Consider the following 16,311-nt stretch of genomic DNA (forward strand, 5'->3'; position numbering starts at 1 on the left):
TCATGCCGTCGCCGCCCTGACGCGGGGGTCGACGATCGACTGGATGACGTCGGCCAGGAGCGTGCCGACGACGGTGGCCACGGAGATGACGAGGACGCAGCCGAGGAGCACCGGGTAGTCGGACGACTGCGCGGCACTCCAGAACAGCAGGCCCATGCCCGGGTAGTTGAAGAGCTGCTCGACGACGAGCGATCCGCCGAAGAGCACCGGGACGTAGTACCCGAGCATCGCGATCACCGGCGTGAGCGAGTTGCGGAGGACGTGCCGTCGGAGGATCGCACCCTGTCGTGCGCCGCCGGCCCGCGCGGTGCGCACGTAGTCCTCCTGGAGGTTCTCGAGCGTCGACGACCGCATGTACCGGCTGAACACGGCGACCATGGCGGCGGCACCGGTCACCACCGGGAGGACGAGACCGGCCGGGTCGGCGAAGACCTCGGCGAGCGTGTTGCCGTTCGGGGCCTGCGAGGGGAACCACGGCAGGACCTGGCTGAACACCACGATGACGACGAGCCCGAGGAAGAACACGGGGGTGGAGTACGCCACGAACGCGAGGGTCGTGACGACGTAGTCGACCGGCTTGTTCCGCCGGACGGCCTGCCACATGCCGAGCGGGATCGCCACGGCGAGCGCCACGACGGCCGACAGGATCGTCAGCACCAGGGTCTTCGGCAGTCGCTCGACGATGAGCTGCGTGACCGGCTCGTTCAGCGTGTACGAGGAGCCGAGGTCGCCGCGGAGCAAGGTACCGAGGTAGTAGACGTACTGCACGACGAGGGGCTTGTCGAGGCCCTGCTCGCGGTTGAACTGCGCGATCTGCAGGCTCGTGGCCTTCGCCCCGAGGATCCCGCGAGCGGGACCCCCGGGGAGCGTGTGCAGCAGGCAGAACACGATCACGGTGACGATGAACACCACGATCACGGCCTGCAGCACACGCCGGGCGATGTAGAGCGCAGTGGTCACTTGCTCCACTTCCACTGCGCGGGGTGGAAGTTCGCCAGGGAGTCCTGGTCGAATCCGGTCAGGCCCTTCTTGACGACCGAGATCTGGTAGTCGGGGCTCGGCAGCCAGATCACCGGCAGGTCCTTCGCGACCGTCGCGCTGTAGTCCTGCACCGCGCTCGAGTCGGTCGACGTGGTGCTGGCCGAGATGAGCTGGTCCACCTGCTTGTTCGAGTAGTTCCCGAAGTTCGCGCTGCCGGCGGTCTGGAACAGCGAGTCACCGGTCGGGTACGCGTTGAAGTACCAGCTCCCGGCGGTCCCGAAGAACGACAGCTGCCACTTGCAGATGTCCTGGTCGGCGGTGCACTGCGGCGTCTGCGACAGGACCGTGTTGACCGGGGCGGTCTTGATCGAGAACCCGATGCCGGTCTTGGCGAGCGAGGACTGGATCGCGCTCATCATGTTGTCCGTCACGGTCGAGCCGGACTGCGACAGCACCTGCATCTGGAACTTCGTGCCCTTGGCGACGCCTGCACCGCACTGCGAGCTCCCGGACCCGGCGTCGGTGCAGACCATCGTGCCGTTCTGCTCGGTCCAGCCGTGGCTCGTCAGCAGGGCCTTCGCCTTGCTGCTGGAGTACGGGTACGGGTTGTCCGTCTGGGTCGACGAGACGAAGTCGGACTTCTGCGCCTGCGGGACCGGCCCGTAGCCCGGCGTCGCGGTGCCGTTGAACACGACCTTGGACAGCTGCGGCTGGTTGATCGACATCTGCACGGCCTGACGGGCGTACAGCTGCTGGTACACCGGACCCATGGTCGGGTTGTGGAAGTTGTACGGCATGTACGTGATCGCCCACCCGGTCCACGGCTCGACCGAGTAGCCCTTCGACGTGAACGAGGCCTTCTGGTCGATGTCCGAGGGACTGATGTAGCCGTAGTCGACGGAGCCCGAGCGGAGCGCGTTCGTCTCGGCGTCGCTCGTGGTGAACGGCAGCAGGTCGACCGTCGTGATCGAGGGCTTCTCGCCGCCGTCGTACTTCTTGTTCGCGGTCAGGACGACCTTGCCCGAGGTCGAGAACGAGTCGATCGCGTACGGGCCGGAGATCGTGGTCCAGAGCTTGTTCGAGTCGTACCCGGAGATGTCCTTCGCCGCGGCGTTGAGGAACTTCCACACCTGCTTCGCACCCGCGGTCGTGCGGTCGGCGTCACCCACCGAGCCGTTCGCGCTCGTCTTGTCCCAGGCGTGCTGCGGGAGCGGGGTGATGAGGCTCAGCTCGTTCGCGAGCATCCACTGCTCGTTGTAGGCCTTGTCGAACGTGATGGTGAAGTGTCGGTCGTCGATCGTCTTCAGGGACGTCCAGTTGTCGGGCGCCTTGCCCTCGTTGTAGCTCGCCCAGTCGGCCTTGTTCGCCTTGATCACGTTGAACCAGAACTCGACGTCGCGCGAGGTGATCGCCTTGCCGTCGCTCCAGTGACGGTCGCCGAGGGTGATCGTGACGCTCTTGCCGTCCGAGGCGAAGTCCGCGGCCGTGGCGATCGAGCCGGCCTTGTTCCAGGCGATCTCGCCCGTCGAGCCGTCGTACGCGATGAGGGGCTCCCAGAGCGACGACGCGATCGACCCGTTGTTCGTGTTGAGGTGCGCCGCGGTCCCGATCGGCAGGATCCAGTTCGGCGTGAAGTTCGCGGGCAGGGCGTAGTCGATGGCGTCGGAACCCGACGACGCGCTCGATCCGCCGGAACCGGCGCAGCCGGCGAGCAGTGCGGACGCGGCGACTGCCACTCCCGCGACGAGCGCCCAGGGGCGGCGGGACCGCCCTGTGCGTGCTGTGGACATGGTGTTCTCCTTCGAACGGGGCCGGTCGGCTCCAGGGGTGGAAGGGGGATCGGGAGGGGTGGCGCGTGCTGCTGCACAGTCAAGGGCCTGACGAGGTGGAGAAAGAAGTCCCGCCGTGTAAAAACTGCGTTTCTGCGGAACTGCGGAAAGCCAGGGCGACAGCGCAAGGCCGTACACTCGCCACCACCCCACCCTCGATGGAGATAGTTCGACCATGTCTGGAGAAAGCCCCCGGGACCGGTCCCGTGGCTGAGCTCAGTGCCCGCGTGCTCGAGCTCATCGCCTCGGGACAGGCGACCAGCCGCACCGAGATCGCCACGCACCTCGGCGCCGCGCCGTCGACCGTGTCGCTCACGGTCGGGCAGCTCATCGCGAACGGCCTCGTGGCCGAGGAGGGCACCCGCTCGTCGACCGGCGGACGCCCGCGGAAGGTGCTCCGCCTCGGGGGCGTCGACGAGTACGCGCTCGCGGCGGACCTCGGCGGCACGCACGCCCGGGTCGGCGTCGTCCTGCCGGGCGGTGGCCTCAGTGACGTCCGCACGATCCCCTTCGCCATGGTCGACGGGCCGCGCCCCGGGCTCGAACGCCTGGCGGAGGTGCTCGAGGAACTGGCCACACGCCGGGGCCGGAGCGCGCTCCGCGGCGTCGGGCTGAGCCTCCCGGGCCCCGTCGACGTCGAGGCGGGCGTCGTCGACCTGCCGAGCCGCATGCCGGGCTGGAACGGGTTCCCCGTCGCCGCCTGGCTGGCCGAGCGGTTCGGGGTCACGGCGGCCGTCGACAACGACGCGAACTGCATGGCCGTCGGCGAGCACGCGGTGCAGCCGCCGGAGCGTCGCCAGGCGATCATGGTGAAGGCGGGCTCGGCCATCGGTGCGGGGATCATCGCCGACGGCCGGCTCTACCGGGGCGCGACCGGCGCGGCCGGGGACATCACGCACGTGCGCATCGACGCGGCCGGCGACACCCCGTGCTCGTGCGGCAACACCGGGTGTCTCGAGACGGTGGCGTCGGGCGCGGCCCTCGTGCGCATCCTGCAGGAGTCCGACGTCGACGTGGCCACCACGCAGGACGTCGTCGCGCTCGCGACCGACGCCCACCCGGCCGCGACCCGCGCCGTCCGCCGTGCGGGCAAGTACCTCGGCGAGGTGCTCTCCGCCAACGTCAACTTCTTCAACCCCGACGCGGTGTACCTCGGTGGCATCCTCTCGACCGTCGAACCCTTCGTCGCGGCCGTGCGCAGCCAGCTGTACGAGGGGTGTCACCCGCTCGTCACCCAGCACCTCACGATCGAGCGGGCATCGCTCGGGGCCGACGCCGGCCTCGTCGGCGCCGGGCAGTTCGCCCTGCAACGCGCCCTCACCGCCACCCTCGACGCCGTCGCCGGCGCATCCACCACCAACCACCACCGGAGGATCCGTGTCCCCTGAACCCAGCCCGTCCCTCCCGGTCATCGCCGTCGCCGGACTCGGCATCGAGTCGTCGACGTTCTCACCGGCCCGGACGCTGGCCCCGGCGTTCCACCCGCTCCGCGGCGACGAGGTCATGGACCGGTACCCGTTCCTCCGCGCCGGGCAGCCGCTCCGCGAGGCCGCCCGGTGGCGCGGTGCGCTCGTCGGCAAGGCACTGCCCGGCGGGATCGTCACGCGGGACGCGTTCGAGGAGCTCGCCGGCGAGATCACCACCCGGCTCGACGCCATCGTCGGCAGCGAGGCGATCGACGGCCTCTGGTACGACATCCACGGCGCGATGACCGTCGAGGGCCTCGACGACGCCGAGGCGGTGCTGCTCGCACGGATCCGCGAGGTCGTGGGCCCGGACGTGATCGTGTCGACGTCGATGGACCTGCACGGCAACGTGTCGCGGGAGCTGGCCCACGCCTCCGACCTCATCACGTGCTACCGGATGGCGCCGCACGAGGACGCCCTCGACACGAAGGAGCGGGCGGTCCGCAACCTGGTCGACCTGCTGGCCGCGCAGCCGACCCTGCCGTCCGCCACCGACGCCGCCGACGGTGGGGCCGCCCCGCGCGTCCGTCCCGTGAAGGCGTGGGTGCCGGTGCCGGTGCTGCTCCCCGGCGAGCAGACCTCGACGCGGATCGAGCCCGCCGCGCACATCTACGCGGGCGTGCCCGAGGTCGAGGCCACCGACGGCGTCGTCGACGCCGCGATCTGGGTCGGGTACGCCTGGGCCGACGAGCCACGGAACCGCGCCGTCGTCGTGGTCACCGGCTGGGACGAGGACGCCGTCACCGCGGGCGCCGAACGCCTGGCCCGGAGCTTCTGGGAGGCCCGTGAGGACTTCGCGTTCGTCGCCCCCACCGGCTCGTTCGCCGAGTGCCTCGACGCCGCGCTGGCCTCCGACACCCGCCCGTACTTCATCTCCGACTCGGGCGACAACCCGACCGCCGGTGGCGCGGGCGACATGACGTGGGGCCTCACCGAGCTGCTCGCCCGACCCGAGTTCGCCGAACCGAGCGGTCCGACCGTCATCTACGCCAGCGTCCCCGGACCGGAGGCGATCCGTACCGCCGTGGGAGGCGGCGTCGGCGCGATCGTGACCGTCACGGCCGGGGCTGAGGTCGACGACCGGCACGCCGGACCCCTGACCATGACCGGGCGGGTGCACGCCATCCGACACGGCGATCCGGACGCCGTCACCGAGGTCGTCCTGCAGGTGGGCAGCGTGTTCGCGATCCTCACGGAGCTCCGGAAGCCGTACCACCACGAGCACGACTTCACCGACCTCGACCTCGACCCGCGGTCGGCTGACGTCGTCATCGTCAAGATCGGGTACCTCGAGCCCGAGCTGTACGACATGGCGGCCGACTGGATGCTCGGCCTCACCCCCGGCGGCGTGGACCAGGACCTCGAGCGACTCGGCCACCAGCGCATCCGCCGCCCGATGTTCCCGTTCGACCGGGCCTTCCCCGCCGAGCCGGACCTGTCGGCGCGCATCCTGCCGGCCTCGGACGTGCCGCTCACCGGGCCGGACGAGTGAACGACCGGCAGCCGACGTCGGCAGCCGTGGTCGCGCCTCCCGGCCGGGAGGCCCGACCAGCGCTCGAGATCGCGGTCACGTCCGCCGCGGGTGCGGTCGTCGCGCGCGATGGCGGTGCGGACCGCGTCGAGCTCTGCACGGCGCTCGAGCTCGGCGGCGTCACCCCGGCGCAGGGACTCGTGGAGGCCGTGGTCACCGTCGGGATCCCCGCGCACGTGCTCGTGCGGTGTCGGCCGGGTGACTTCATGTACGACGAGGACGAGATCGCCACGATGATCCGGGAGGTCCGGGCGGTCGTGGCCTCCGGCGCGCGGGGCGTCGTCGTCGGGGCGCTCGGGCCGGACGGGATGCTCGACGTCGCGACGATCGCGCGGCTCCGGACCGCGGCTCGGGACGTCCGGGCCGATGTCGAGGTCACGGTGCACCGCGCGATCGACCACGCCGCGGACCCGATCGCCGCCGCCGCGACCCTGCCGACGCTCGGCGTCACGCGGGTGTTGACGTCGGGTGGCGCCGCGACCGCACCGCAGGGCCTCGCGACCATCACGCGGATGGTCGCCGCGGCCGGTCCGGTGCAGGTCATGGCGGGGAGCGGCGTGGCACCGCAGGACGTCCCCGCGTTCGCGAACGCGGGTGTGGCGGCCGTGCACCTCTCCGCGAAGCGGCTCGTGGCCGGGCGTGGGACGCGAGCGAGTCGCGTGCCCATGGGCGTCGCGGGCGAGGACACCCACCTGGCCACGGACCCGGCCGTCGTGGCGGCGGCGCGGGCCGCGGTCGACGCGGTGCGCTGACGCCGGGGTTGCTGCCAGGCTGTGGGCATGAGCCTGATGATCTCGCCCTTCGACGCGCGAGCGACCCGCACCAGTGGCAAGTACACCGACTTCCCGCCGGACGTGATCCCGATGTTCGTCGCCGAGATGGACTGCACGCTCGCCGAGCCCGTCCGCGACGCCATGATCGCGGCCGTGCAGGGTGGCGACACCGGGTACCTGGGATCGTCTCGGGAACTGCCGGACGCGTTCGCGGACTTCGCCGAGCGGCGGTGGGGGTGGCGCGTCGAGCCGGACCTCGTGCACACGACCACCGATGTGTCCGTCGCAGCGGTCGAGGTGCTCCGGCAGGTGACGGAACCCGGTGACGGCGTCGTCGTCATGCCGCCCGTGTACCCGCCGTTCTGGGAGTTCGTGGACGAGGCCGGTTGCGTCGCGGTGGAGGTCCCGCTCCTGCCGCCGTCGGACGCCGACGACGACGCGACGCCGTTCCCGACGACCGCCGGCTGGCGGATCGACCTGGACGGGGTGCGCCGCGCGTTCGCCGACGGGGCGCGCACGGTGCTGCTCTGCAATCCGCACAACCCGCTCGGTCTCGTGCACAGCCGGGAGGCCCTCGCCGCGTTGGCCGCGCTCGCCGCGGAGTGGGACGCGGTCGTGGTGAGCGACGAGATCCACGCGCCGCTCGTGCACAGCGACGCGGTCTTCACGCCGTTCCTCGCAGCCTCGGACGACGCGGCCCGGGTCGGGGTCACGGTGACCGCGGCGAGCAAGGGATGGAACATCGCGGGGACCAAGTGCGCCATGATGATCGGCGCCTCGGACCGGGCCGCTGCGTGGTTCGACGCCCTGCCGCGCGAGGTCGAGTGGCGGACGAGCATCCTCGGGTACCTCGCCAGCACGGCGGCCTACCGTGACGGCGAGCCGTGGCTCGAGACCCTGCTCGGCGAACTCGTCGCGAACCGTCGTCTGCTCGCCGAGCTCCTGCCCGAGGTGGTGCCGGGGGCGCGCTACCGGCAACCGCAGGCGTCGTACCTGGCGTGGCTGGACCTCCGCGGCACGCCGTGGGGTGACGACCCCGCGACGCCGCTCGTCGACGCGGCACGGGTCGCACTGGGCCACGGACCGGAGTTCGGCACGCCCGGCATCGGGCACGCCCGGCTCAACTTCGGGTGCTCCGAGGAGACGCTGCGCGAGGCCCTCCGCCGGATCGGCGACGCGACGGCCGGCGCCGCGCGCTGACCCTCGGACACGACGACGGGCCCGGTGCGTGTGCACCGGGCCCGTCGTCGTCCATGCCCCGGAGGACCGGGAGTGTTACTTGATCTGCGCCGTGATGGTCGCGACACCCACGAGGAGGTTGCCCTTGACGGCGGTCGTGCCGAACGTCTTGTTGAGCAGCGCGGCGGCGTCCGACGACACGTGCACCGTGGTGCCGGTCAGGATCGCGTCGTCGCCCTGGAGCTTCAGCGGCTTGAGCGTCCCACCGTGCAGGGCGAACAGGTAGGCCTGCGTCGCGGCGGGCTTGCCGTTGACGAGCACGTCACCGTAGAGCTTCGAGCTGCCGGGGTTGACGGTGAAGTTCTCGAGCGTCACGGTGGTCGAGCCGCCCTTGAGGGTCAGGCCCGAGCCGTCGTGCTCGATGAGGCCCTGCACGTAGGGGCGGTAGTCGCTCTTCGGCGACCAGTAGACGACGCTGCCGCCGGTGATCGGGAAGGAGACGGTCGACCCGGACAGCTTCGCCGAACCGCTGACGCCCGGGGTGAGCTTCAGCGAGGTCAGCGCGCTCATGAAGCCGCTGTCGAGCGCGACCGCGGTGTCGCCGCCCTTGATCTCGGGGACGGCTGCGGCCGGGGCCGGGATCTTCGACGACGACGACGCGGCGAGGTGCACGGCGGGGGCCGCGGCGTTCGCGGCGCTGACGCCGAAGCCGCCGAGCCCGGCGACGAGCGCTCCAGCGGTGGCGATGGTGACGGTGGTCTTGGTGAATCCACGCATGATGACTTCTCCCTTGCTGTGGGCACGCCGAACACACCCTGATTGAGGGTGGAGAACCAGCCGCAGGTGGCCGGTGAGCGCTTCGAGCATTTGCTCGGTCTGTGCAGGTAGTTCGGCGCCCCCACGGAGGTGGATTGGTCGGCCTCGGAGCAATTCTCCGATCGCTCGGATCGGGTTCGGCTGCTCGCAACTGTATTGCGTGCAATACTTGTGTCATGGACACGCCTGCCCCCGTCGACGAGATGGTCTGCTTCGCGATCTACGACGCCGCCCGGGCGACGACCCAGGCGTACCGCGCACTCCTCGCCCCCTGGGGCCTCACGTACCCGCAGTACCTCGTGCTCGTCCTCCTCTGGGACCGCGGCCCCCTGACGGTCGGCGCGCTCGGCGACCACCTCGACCTCGACTCGGGCACGCTCTCACCGTTGCTGCGGCGCATGGCGGACGCGGACCTCGTCACGCGTGAACGCAGCCGCGCCGACGAACGGGTCGTCGAGATCGCGCTGACCGGCCACGGCCGGGCACTGCAGTCCGACCTCGCCCACGTGCCCGGGTGCATCGCAGGCGGGATGGCGATCGATCTCGACACGGCACGTGGACTCATCGACACCCTGCACCGCGTCACGGCGGGGATGCAGGCGACCACGGCCGGCGCACGCTAGCCGCGCCTCCCGTCCGGCCCGGCCGGGAGGCCCCACCCACCCCCGTCACGCGCCGCGTGACGACCACGAACAGGAGACACCATGGACGCCCTCTACACCGCAGAAGCCCTCTCGACCGGCGAAGGCCGCAACGGCCACGTCCGGACCACCGACGGCACGCTCGACCTCGACATGGCGATCCCGAAGGAGATGGGCGGCTCGGGCGCCGGCGCGAACCCCGAGCAGCTGTTCGCCGCCGGGTACGCCGCCTGCTTCCACTCCGCGCTCCAGGGCGTCGCCCGGGCACAGAAGGTCTCCATCACCGACACCACCGTCGGCGGCCGGGTGCAGATCGGCGCGAACGGGCAGGGCGGGTTCCAGCTGGCGGTCCACCTCGAGGTCGTCATCCCCGGGATGGAGCACGACGCAGCACAGGCCCTCGCGGACGCGGCGCACCAGGTCTGCCCCTACTCGAACGCGACGCGTGGCAACATCGAGGTCACGATCAGCGTCTCGGACGACTGACCCCACGTCGACGCCGCACGGTCCACTCCCCACCGCCACGAGCCGCGGTGGGGAGTGGACCGCTGCGGATCAGCGTGCTGGCGTCGCGTCGAAGCGCTGCCACGCCGGCTTGTTCGCGAACACGTGGCGGTAGTAGTCGGCGAGCTGCAGCTGTGCGGCGGCGGCCTCGTCGACGATGACCGTCGCGTGTTCGTGCAACTGCAGGGCGCTCCCCGGCACGAATGAACTCACCGGCCCCTCGACCGCGCCCGCGACGGCGGCGGCCTTGCCCTCGCCCTGCGCCACGAGCACCAGCTCCCGCGCCTCGAGGATCGTGCCCAACCCCTGCGTCATGCAGTGCATCGGCACCTCCTCCACCGAGTCGAAGAACCGCGCGTTGGCCGCGCGCGTCGCCGGCGCGAGCGTCTTGATGCGCGTGCGGGACGCGAACGAGGACGTCGGCTCGTTGAACCCGATGTGCCCGTTCGCGCCGATCCCCAGGATCTGCACGTCGATGCCCCCGGCCGCGCGGATCGCGGCGTCGTACTCCTTCGCCGCGAACTCCAGGTCCGCCGCACGACCGTCGGGGACCCGGACCCGCGCGGGGTCGAACCCGAGCGGACCGACGACGTCGCGGGCGATGACACTGGCGTAGCTCTCCCGATGCTCCAGCGGGATCCCGACGTACTCGTCGAGCGCGAACCCGCGGGCCTGGGCGAACGAGATCTCCCCGCCCTGCACCCGCCGCGCGAGGTCGGCGTAGATGTCCTGCGGACTCGACCCGGTGGCCAACCCGATCACGGCGGACGGCTTGCGGGACACGACGGACGCGATCTTCGCAGCGGCCATCCGGCCGACCTCGACCGCTGTGGGCAGGATGATGATCTCCATGACGGGCCCAGCCTATGCGGCCTGATCCTCCCGTGACGCGGTCCATCGGGGAGCGTCGCCCGCGACCGAGCAGCGCTGCCCGCGGCGGGTCGCTGACCCCAGAACGGGTGCATGGCTGGACGGATGTTCCGCCAGCGGCCCCTTACCGCTACGCTCCGAGCACGCCCGACATTCTCGGTCGATTCACATGTCCGCATCAGCGGACCGAAAACTGGGGGAACACCCGTGCACCGCAGCACCTCCGGCACCCGACGCGCCTGCGCCGTCGGCACCACCATCGCCCTCGTGGGGCTCACCACCGGCCTCGGCGTCTTCGGCGTCCAGACGGCGTCGGCCGACACGCTCACCGACACGACGACCGCGACCGCTGCCGCGACCGCTCCGGCCACGCCGGGCACGGACCAGCCGTCGCCGAGCAGCTCCGCGTCGCCGACGGCCTCGGCCACGCCGACCGACGCCCCAACCGCGACGGCGGGGACGGCCGCTCCGGCTCCCTCGAGCACCCCGAGCCACCACCCCGCGGCCACGCCGAGCGCATCGCGCGCGACGGACCCGAGCAGCACCGCGAGCCCGGCCGTGCCGACCCCGGTCGCCGCCCCGACGGTGACGCTGAGCACCACGGCCCCCACGGTGGGGAAGCCCCTGACCGCGACCGTGACGGGCTTCACCGGCACCCCCACGTTCACGTGGACGAACAGTGCGGGTACGACGCTCCAGACCGGGACCTCGGCCTCCTTCGTGCCGTCGGCGGCCGAGAACGGCACGACGATCACCGTCACGGCAGAGGACACCGACGGGGACAGCGCGACCGTGACCTCAGCGGCGGTCACCGACCCCGCCGAGTTCTCCGAGCACACCTCGCAGAGCGACCCGCTCGAGCTGTCCGTCGTCGCGGGCCAGAGCCTGTCCCACGTCTTCAGCGCCGCTGGCGACCCCACCCCGACCTACAGCGTCGGCTGGTTCTACCAGGACGACGCCGACGCCGCCGCTGACGACCCGACCTACACCCCGGACACGCAGCTTCCCGACCACACCACCCTGTCAGCGGACGGCACGCTCAGCGGCACGCCGGAGTTCGCCACCACCTACGACTTCACCGTCGTGGCGGACAACGGCAGCGGTACGTCGACCGAGTACGTCGAGGTCAACGTCGAGGCCGCCGCAGCGTACGGCGTCGAGGTCTACACGACCGACAAGGGGAAGATCGACGACGACACCACGACCTCGTGGATCATCGACCCGGACGGCCACATCTCGACCGAGGTCGACACGGTCGTGGAGCAGGACCCGGACGGCAGCACCTGGGCGGTCGGCACGATCACCGACGGCGGTACGCCGACGATCCACCAGGGCGGCACCCTCGTCGTCGCGGGTGGCCTCGTCGACCAGTACGGCAACGAGGTCGACGAGGCAGACGGCACCTTCGTCGAGCCGACCGTCACGTCGGACTACGCCTCCGACGTGGTCAAGGCGGACGACGACCTCGGTGGCACTGACGTCACGTTCCCGCACGCCTCGACCCACCACCTCACCGTCTCGGCCGACGCGTTCAGCACGGCGTTCCCCGTCGAGGTCGTCCCGAACGCGGCGACCGTCGCGGCGATCACCCCCACGGCCACGACCGCCACGGGTGAGCTCGCGTTCACGGGCTCCGAGACGACCCGGGCCCTGCCGTGGGCCCTCGGTCTGCTCATGGCCGGCCTCGGCGTGACCGGTCTCCGGATCGCTCGCCGGCGCACGCAGCGCTAGTCGGTCCTCCCGTCCCGCGGTCCGCCGCAGGACGGGAGGCACGACGCGGGGCCCGTCGTCCACATCGGACGGCGGGCCCTTCGTCGTCCACAGGCCGTCCGGGACGCCCGCCCGCTGCCACCCTGGTCGTTACGGTGGGGGCATGCCCACTCCCGAGTTCGTCCTGGCGCTCCGCGAGAAGGTCGGGACCGACCTGCTCTGGCTCACGGGCGTGACGGCCGTCGTGCTGCGGGGCGACGGCGACGAGCAGCAGGTCCTCGTCGTCCGCCGTGCCGACACCGGAGCATGGACACCGGTGACCGGGATCATCGACCCCGGGGAGGAACCCGCGGTCGCCGCCGCGCGCGAGGTCCTGGAGGAAGCCGACGTCGTCGCCGTGCCGGAGCGACTGGCGATGGTGCAGACCCTCGCGCCGATGACCTACCCGAACGGCGATCGCGCGCAGTACATCGACATCGTGTTCCGGTTCCGGTGGGTGTCGGGCGAGCCGTTCCCGGCGGACGGCGAGAACACGGAAGCTGTCTGGGCGCCGGTGTCGGACCTCCCCGCCATGTCGGACGACATGCGGAGTCGGGTGGCAGCCGCGCTGCGCGACGATCCCGCCGCGGTGTTCCGGACCTGAGTCTCAGCGTCCGAGCCGCACGGCCGCGGTCACCCGGAGCTTGACGGCGGACAGGATCGTCGCAGCGGCCGCCGCCACCACGGCGACCCACAGCACGGCGCTGGCAGCGGACGACTGCGCTGCCATCGACCCGGCTGCGGCGCCGCTCACCACGAGTGCGATGCTGACGACGGCCGACCCGGCCGACTGCCCGACGGTTCGGTTCGTGTTGAGGACGGCCGATGCACTCGCGGCGTAACGGAGGGGAGCGGCGGCCATCATGTCCCGGTTGTTCGGGCTCTGGAACGTGCCGTACCCGAGGCCGCACACGGCGGTGGACAGGAGCACGAGCCAGATCGGCGGCGGGGACCCGAGCAGCGCGAGCATGACGAGGCCGATCGTCAGGACGACGAGGCCTGTGAGGGCCAACACCGCCGGACGGACCCGGTCGGCGATCCGCCCGGACAGCGGTGCCACGACGACGATCACGAGCGGCCACGGCGTGAACAGGAGCGCCGACTCGAGCGGGCTCGCCCCGTACGCGGTCTGGAACAGGAACGGCAGGGCGACGAACGCGATGCCCTGCCCCAGGAACGACGCCCACGCCGTGCCGACCGTGAGACTGAACGGGCCGGTGAACAAGCCGAGCGGGATGAGCGGCCGGGCGGCCATCCGCTCACGACGCACGAACAGCACCACGCACACGGCACACACGACGAGGAGCACCAGCGCGTGCCAGAGGGTCGCGACCGCGGCGAGCTGTCGGACGCCGACGAGCAGCGCGGCGATCGCTCCCGCGGCCCAGACGGCACCGGGCCAGTCGTAGTCGCCCCGCTCGGGCACGCCCTTCGGCAGGACGACGAGCGCGAGCACGAACGACGCGACACCGATCGGCACGTTGATGAGGAAGAGCCACGGCCACGGGAGTGCGGCGAGGATCAACCCTCCGAGCGTCGGTCCGGCCGACGTCCCGATGGCGACCGTCATCGCGTTGAGCCCGAGTGTCTGCCCGAGGCGCTCCGGCGGGAACAGGCGCCGGATCAGCGGGATCGCCACGGCGAGGACCACCGCGGACCCGATGCCCTGGACGACGCGGAACGCGACGAGGACCGCGAGCGTCGGCGCGAGCGCGCAGCCCAGGGACGCCAACGTGAACACGGGGACGCCGATCAGGTACAACCGGCGGCGACCGATCTGGTCGCCGAGCGCACTCGTGGCCGGGACCGAGCAGGCGACGGCCAGGAGGAACGCGGTCGCGACCCACACGGTCTCGGACGGCGCCACGTGGAGATCGGTCGCGAGCTTCGGCAGGGCGACGTTGACGATCGAGGTGTCGATGGTGCCGGTGAGGGTCGACAGGAGGATCGAGACGAGGGCCAGGGTCCGCCGCCGGGCGCTGAGGGTGGGCGCGGCAGCGGAGGAGGTCACCGTCGCTAGCTTAGCTTTGCGAACTATCTGGATCGTCAGCTACGGAAGGTCCTCACCCACCGCGGATCGCCCGGTCCTCCAGCTCGGCATGATCTCCACGAGCGGTACGACCTCCGACGTCACGCCGGGATGAGCCGTTCGACCCGGGCGAGTTCGTCGTCGTGCTCGTCGTGCTCGACTTCGATGTCGTAGTCGTTCTGGATGTTGAGCCAGAATCGCTCGGACAGCCCGAACGCCTGCGACAGCCGGAGCGCAGTGTCGGTGGTGATACGGCGCTTCCCCCGGATGACCTCGCTCAGCCGCGTCTGCGGTAGCCCGGTCGCCTGCGCGAGTCGGTACGCCGTGATGCCGAGTGGCTCGAGGAACTCGGTCCGCAGGATCTCCCCGGGTGTGATCGGGTCATGTGCTTTCGACATCAGTGTTCCTTCGCTAGTGGTAGTCGGCGATGTGGACATCGGAGGGTCCTGCGGCCGTCCAGACGAAACAGATCCGGTACTGATCGTTGACGCGGATCGAATACTGCCCCTCGCGGTCGCCGGACAGCTTCTCCAACCGGTTGCCGGGCGGAATCCGCAGATCGTTGATGGTCTCCGCTGCATGGAGCAGACGGAGCTTCTTCTGAGCGGACCGCTGCAGGTCCGGACCGAGACGCCGAACGTGTTGCCGGAGCCAGACTTTCCGAGTCAGCTCGTCCCCGAACGACTGGATCACGACCACATGATATCGGCTTCCGATAGTGACGTCCAACAGTAGTACTTTATCGCGGACTCTCTCGCCGACACAGGGCGCTCCGGCGGTACGGCGTCGATGGCCCGCAGCACAGCGGACGGGAGGCGCCGCACCCGATGACACCGCGCCTCCCGGGCGCAGTTCAACCGAGCGGCGCCACCGCGACCGGCGTCCCGAGCAGGCGGACGTGGACCTCGTCGCCGGGAACCGGCCGCTGCGCGACGTCGTGCTGGACGACGAGCGCCGTGCCGTCGTCGAGTCGGAGGGTCGTGCGGCGGACCGAGCCGAGGAAGCTCGACGTGAGGACGGCGCCGGACAGGCCGCCGTCCGGGGCGAGCATGACGTCCTCGGGGCGGACGTAGGCGGTCACGGGCCCGTCGTCGAGGGTGCGGTCGATGCTCGGCAGCGAGAACCCGTACGTGAACACGTCGCCTCCGCGGAGGTCCCCGCGGAGCCGGTTCGACTGACCCACGAAGTCCGCAGTGAACGCCGTCGCGGGCCGCATGTACAGCTGCTCCGGCGTTCCGATCTGTTCGATCCCGCCCCCGTGCATCACGGCGATCCGGTCCGAGACGGCGAGCGCCTCCTCTTGGTCGTGGGTGACGAACAGCGTCGTGATGCCGAGTTCGGTCTGGATGCGACGGATCTCGTCGCGGAGCGTCACCCGCACCTTGGCGTCGAGCGCTGACAACGGCTCGTCGAGCAGGAGCACCCGGGGCCGCGTGACGAGCGCTCGGGCGAGCGCGACGCGCTGTTGCTGCCCGCCGCTGAGCTGGTGCGGATAGCGGTCGGTGAGGTCCGCGAGGTGCACCATGTCGAGGGCCTCGACCACACGGCGGCGCCGGTCGTCCGCGGGGACCTTCCGCATCTCGAGCCCGAAGGCGACGTTCTGCCGGACGGTCATGTGCGGGAACAGCGAGTACTGCTGGAACACCATCCCGATGTCCCGTCGCTCCACCGGCACGGCCGCGACGTCCTGGCCGTCGATGCGGATGGCGCCGGCGTCGATCACCTCGAGACCCGCGAGTGCCCGGAGTGCGGTGGTCTTGCCGCACCCCGACGGTCCGAGCAGCGAGACGAACTCCCCCGGCTCGAGTCGGAGCGAGAACCCGGTGAGCGCGGTGTGGGCGCCGTAGGACTTCACGACACCGTCGAGCTCGACGGTGGCCCCACTGCGGTTCGCCGTCGTGGGGGTGGGCTGGGCGGTGCGGGTCATGCGGGCTCCTGGGAGG

Annotated in this window: 16 protein-coding genes; 8 read left to right on the forward strand and 8 right to left on the reverse strand. The window is 71.1% G+C overall.

The window, feature by feature from the left end; genetic code table 11:
* On the reverse strand, window positions 1-960 hold the full coding sequence (locus DEI81_RS14935; RefSeq protein WP_111011523.1) for an ABC transporter permease: 960 nt from the start codon (window positions 958-960) through the stop codon (window positions 1-3).
* On the reverse strand, window positions 957-2,771 hold the full coding sequence (locus DEI81_RS14940; protein WP_111011524.1) for a peptide ABC transporter substrate-binding protein: 1,815 nt from the start codon (window positions 2,769-2,771) through the stop codon (window positions 957-959). The genes DEI81_RS14935 and DEI81_RS14940 overlap by 4 nt, the downstream gene beginning before the upstream one ends.
* 245 nt (window positions 2,772-3,016) lie before the next feature.
* On the opposite strand from DEI81_RS14940, the gene DEI81_RS14945 reads away from it, so the two are divergent.
* From DEI81_RS14945 to DEI81_RS14960, 4 genes are read left to right on the forward strand one after another with little or no spacing between them, the layout of a single operon-like run.
* Window positions 3,017-4,198, forward strand: a complete 1,182-nt coding sequence (locus DEI81_RS14945) for an ROK family transcriptional regulator (protein ID WP_111013063.1) — start codon at window positions 3,017-3,019, stop codon at window positions 4,196-4,198.
* A complete protein-coding gene (locus DEI81_RS14950) occupies window positions 4,188-5,768 on the forward strand; it encodes a M81 family metallopeptidase (protein ID WP_111011526.1) in 1,581 nt (526 codons plus the stop codon). The genes DEI81_RS14945 and DEI81_RS14950 overlap by 11 nt, the downstream gene beginning before the upstream one ends.
* Window positions 5,765-6,559, forward strand: coding sequence for a copper homeostasis protein CutC (locus tag DEI81_RS14955; protein ID WP_258368777.1), 795 nt, complete (start codon window positions 5,765-5,767; stop codon window positions 6,557-6,559). Before DEI81_RS14950 ends, DEI81_RS14955 begins: the two co-directional genes overlap by 4 nt.
* Before the next feature lie 27 nt (window positions 6,560-6,586).
* Window positions 6,587-7,780, forward strand: a complete 1,194-nt coding sequence (locus DEI81_RS14960; protein ID WP_111011541.1) for a MalY/PatB family protein — start codon at window positions 6,587-6,589, stop codon at window positions 7,778-7,780.
* A gap of 75 nt (window positions 7,781-7,855) precedes the next feature.
* On the opposite strand, the gene DEI81_RS14965 is transcribed toward DEI81_RS14960, so the two are convergent.
* Window positions 7,856-8,536 (reverse strand): hypothetical protein, encoded by a 681-nt coding sequence (locus tag DEI81_RS14965; RefSeq protein WP_111011527.1) that lies wholly within the window; start codon window positions 8,534-8,536, stop codon window positions 7,856-7,858.
* Between the two features lie 215 nt (window positions 8,537-8,751).
* Here DEI81_RS14965 and DEI81_RS14970 point away from each other — a divergent pair, with 215 nt between their 5' ends.
* Window positions 8,752-9,198, forward strand: a complete 447-nt coding sequence (locus DEI81_RS14970; protein ID WP_258368778.1) for a MarR family winged helix-turn-helix transcriptional regulator — start codon at window positions 8,752-8,754, stop codon at window positions 9,196-9,198.
* 81 nt (window positions 9,199-9,279) lie between these two features.
* Window positions 9,280-9,702: an organic hydroperoxide resistance protein gene (locus DEI81_RS14975; RefSeq protein ID WP_111011529.1), complete on the forward strand. Its 423-nt coding sequence runs from the start codon at window positions 9,280-9,282 to the stop codon at window positions 9,700-9,702.
* Window positions 9,703-9,771: 69 nt separating this feature from the next.
* Here DEI81_RS14975 and nagB read toward each other — a convergent pair whose 3' ends face one another.
* Complete coding sequence (nagB, locus tag DEI81_RS14980; protein ID WP_111011530.1) at window positions 9,772-10,572, reverse strand: glucosamine-6-phosphate deaminase; 801 nt, start codon at window positions 10,570-10,572, stop codon at window positions 9,772-9,774.
* A 225-nt stretch (window positions 10,573-10,797) separates the two neighbouring features.
* Here nagB and DEI81_RS14985 point away from each other — a divergent pair, with 225 nt between their 5' ends.
* Both DEI81_RS14985 and DEI81_RS14990 read left to right on the forward strand, forming a co-directional pair.
* Window positions 10,798-12,321: a hypothetical protein gene (locus DEI81_RS14985; protein ID WP_111011531.1), complete on the forward strand. Its 1,524-nt coding sequence runs from the start codon at window positions 10,798-10,800 to the stop codon at window positions 12,319-12,321.
* 142 nt (window positions 12,322-12,463) lie between these two features.
* A complete protein-coding gene (locus DEI81_RS14990) occupies window positions 12,464-12,943 on the forward strand; it encodes an NUDIX domain-containing protein (protein ID WP_111011532.1) in 480 nt (159 codons plus the stop codon).
* Window positions 12,944-12,946: 3 nt separating this feature from the next.
* On the opposite strand, the gene DEI81_RS14995 is transcribed toward DEI81_RS14990, so the two are convergent.
* The 4 genes from DEI81_RS14995 to DEI81_RS15010 all read right to left on the reverse strand — a co-directional run bounded on the left by DEI81_RS14995 (window position 12,947) and on the right by DEI81_RS15010 (window position 16,295).
* On the reverse strand, window positions 12,947-14,350 hold the full coding sequence (locus DEI81_RS14995) for an MFS transporter (protein ID WP_181435447.1): 1,404 nt from the start codon (window positions 14,348-14,350) through the stop codon (window positions 12,947-12,949).
* Between the two features lie 119 nt (window positions 14,351-14,469).
* Window positions 14,470-14,766 carry a HigA family addiction module antitoxin gene (locus DEI81_RS15000; protein ID WP_111011534.1) on the reverse strand — a complete coding sequence of 99 codons (297 nt, stop codon included), beginning with the start codon at window positions 14,764-14,766 and terminating at the stop codon, window positions 14,470-14,472.
* Window positions 14,767-14,779: 13 nt separating this feature from the next.
* Window positions 14,780-15,061 carry a type II toxin-antitoxin system RelE/ParE family toxin gene (locus tag DEI81_RS15005; protein WP_111011542.1) on the reverse strand — a complete coding sequence of 94 codons (282 nt, stop codon included), beginning with the start codon at window positions 15,059-15,061 and terminating at the stop codon, window positions 14,780-14,782.
* 160 nt (window positions 15,062-15,221) lie between these two features.
* Complete coding sequence (locus tag DEI81_RS15010) at window positions 15,222-16,295, reverse strand: ABC transporter ATP-binding protein (RefSeq protein ID WP_111011535.1); 1,074 nt, start codon at window positions 16,293-16,295, stop codon at window positions 15,222-15,224.
* Window positions 16,296-16,311 lie beyond the last annotated feature (16 nt).

This window comes from Curtobacterium sp. MCBD17_013 (assembly GCF_003234565.1).
GTDB lineage: Bacteria > Actinomycetota > Actinomycetes > Actinomycetales > Microbacteriaceae > Curtobacterium.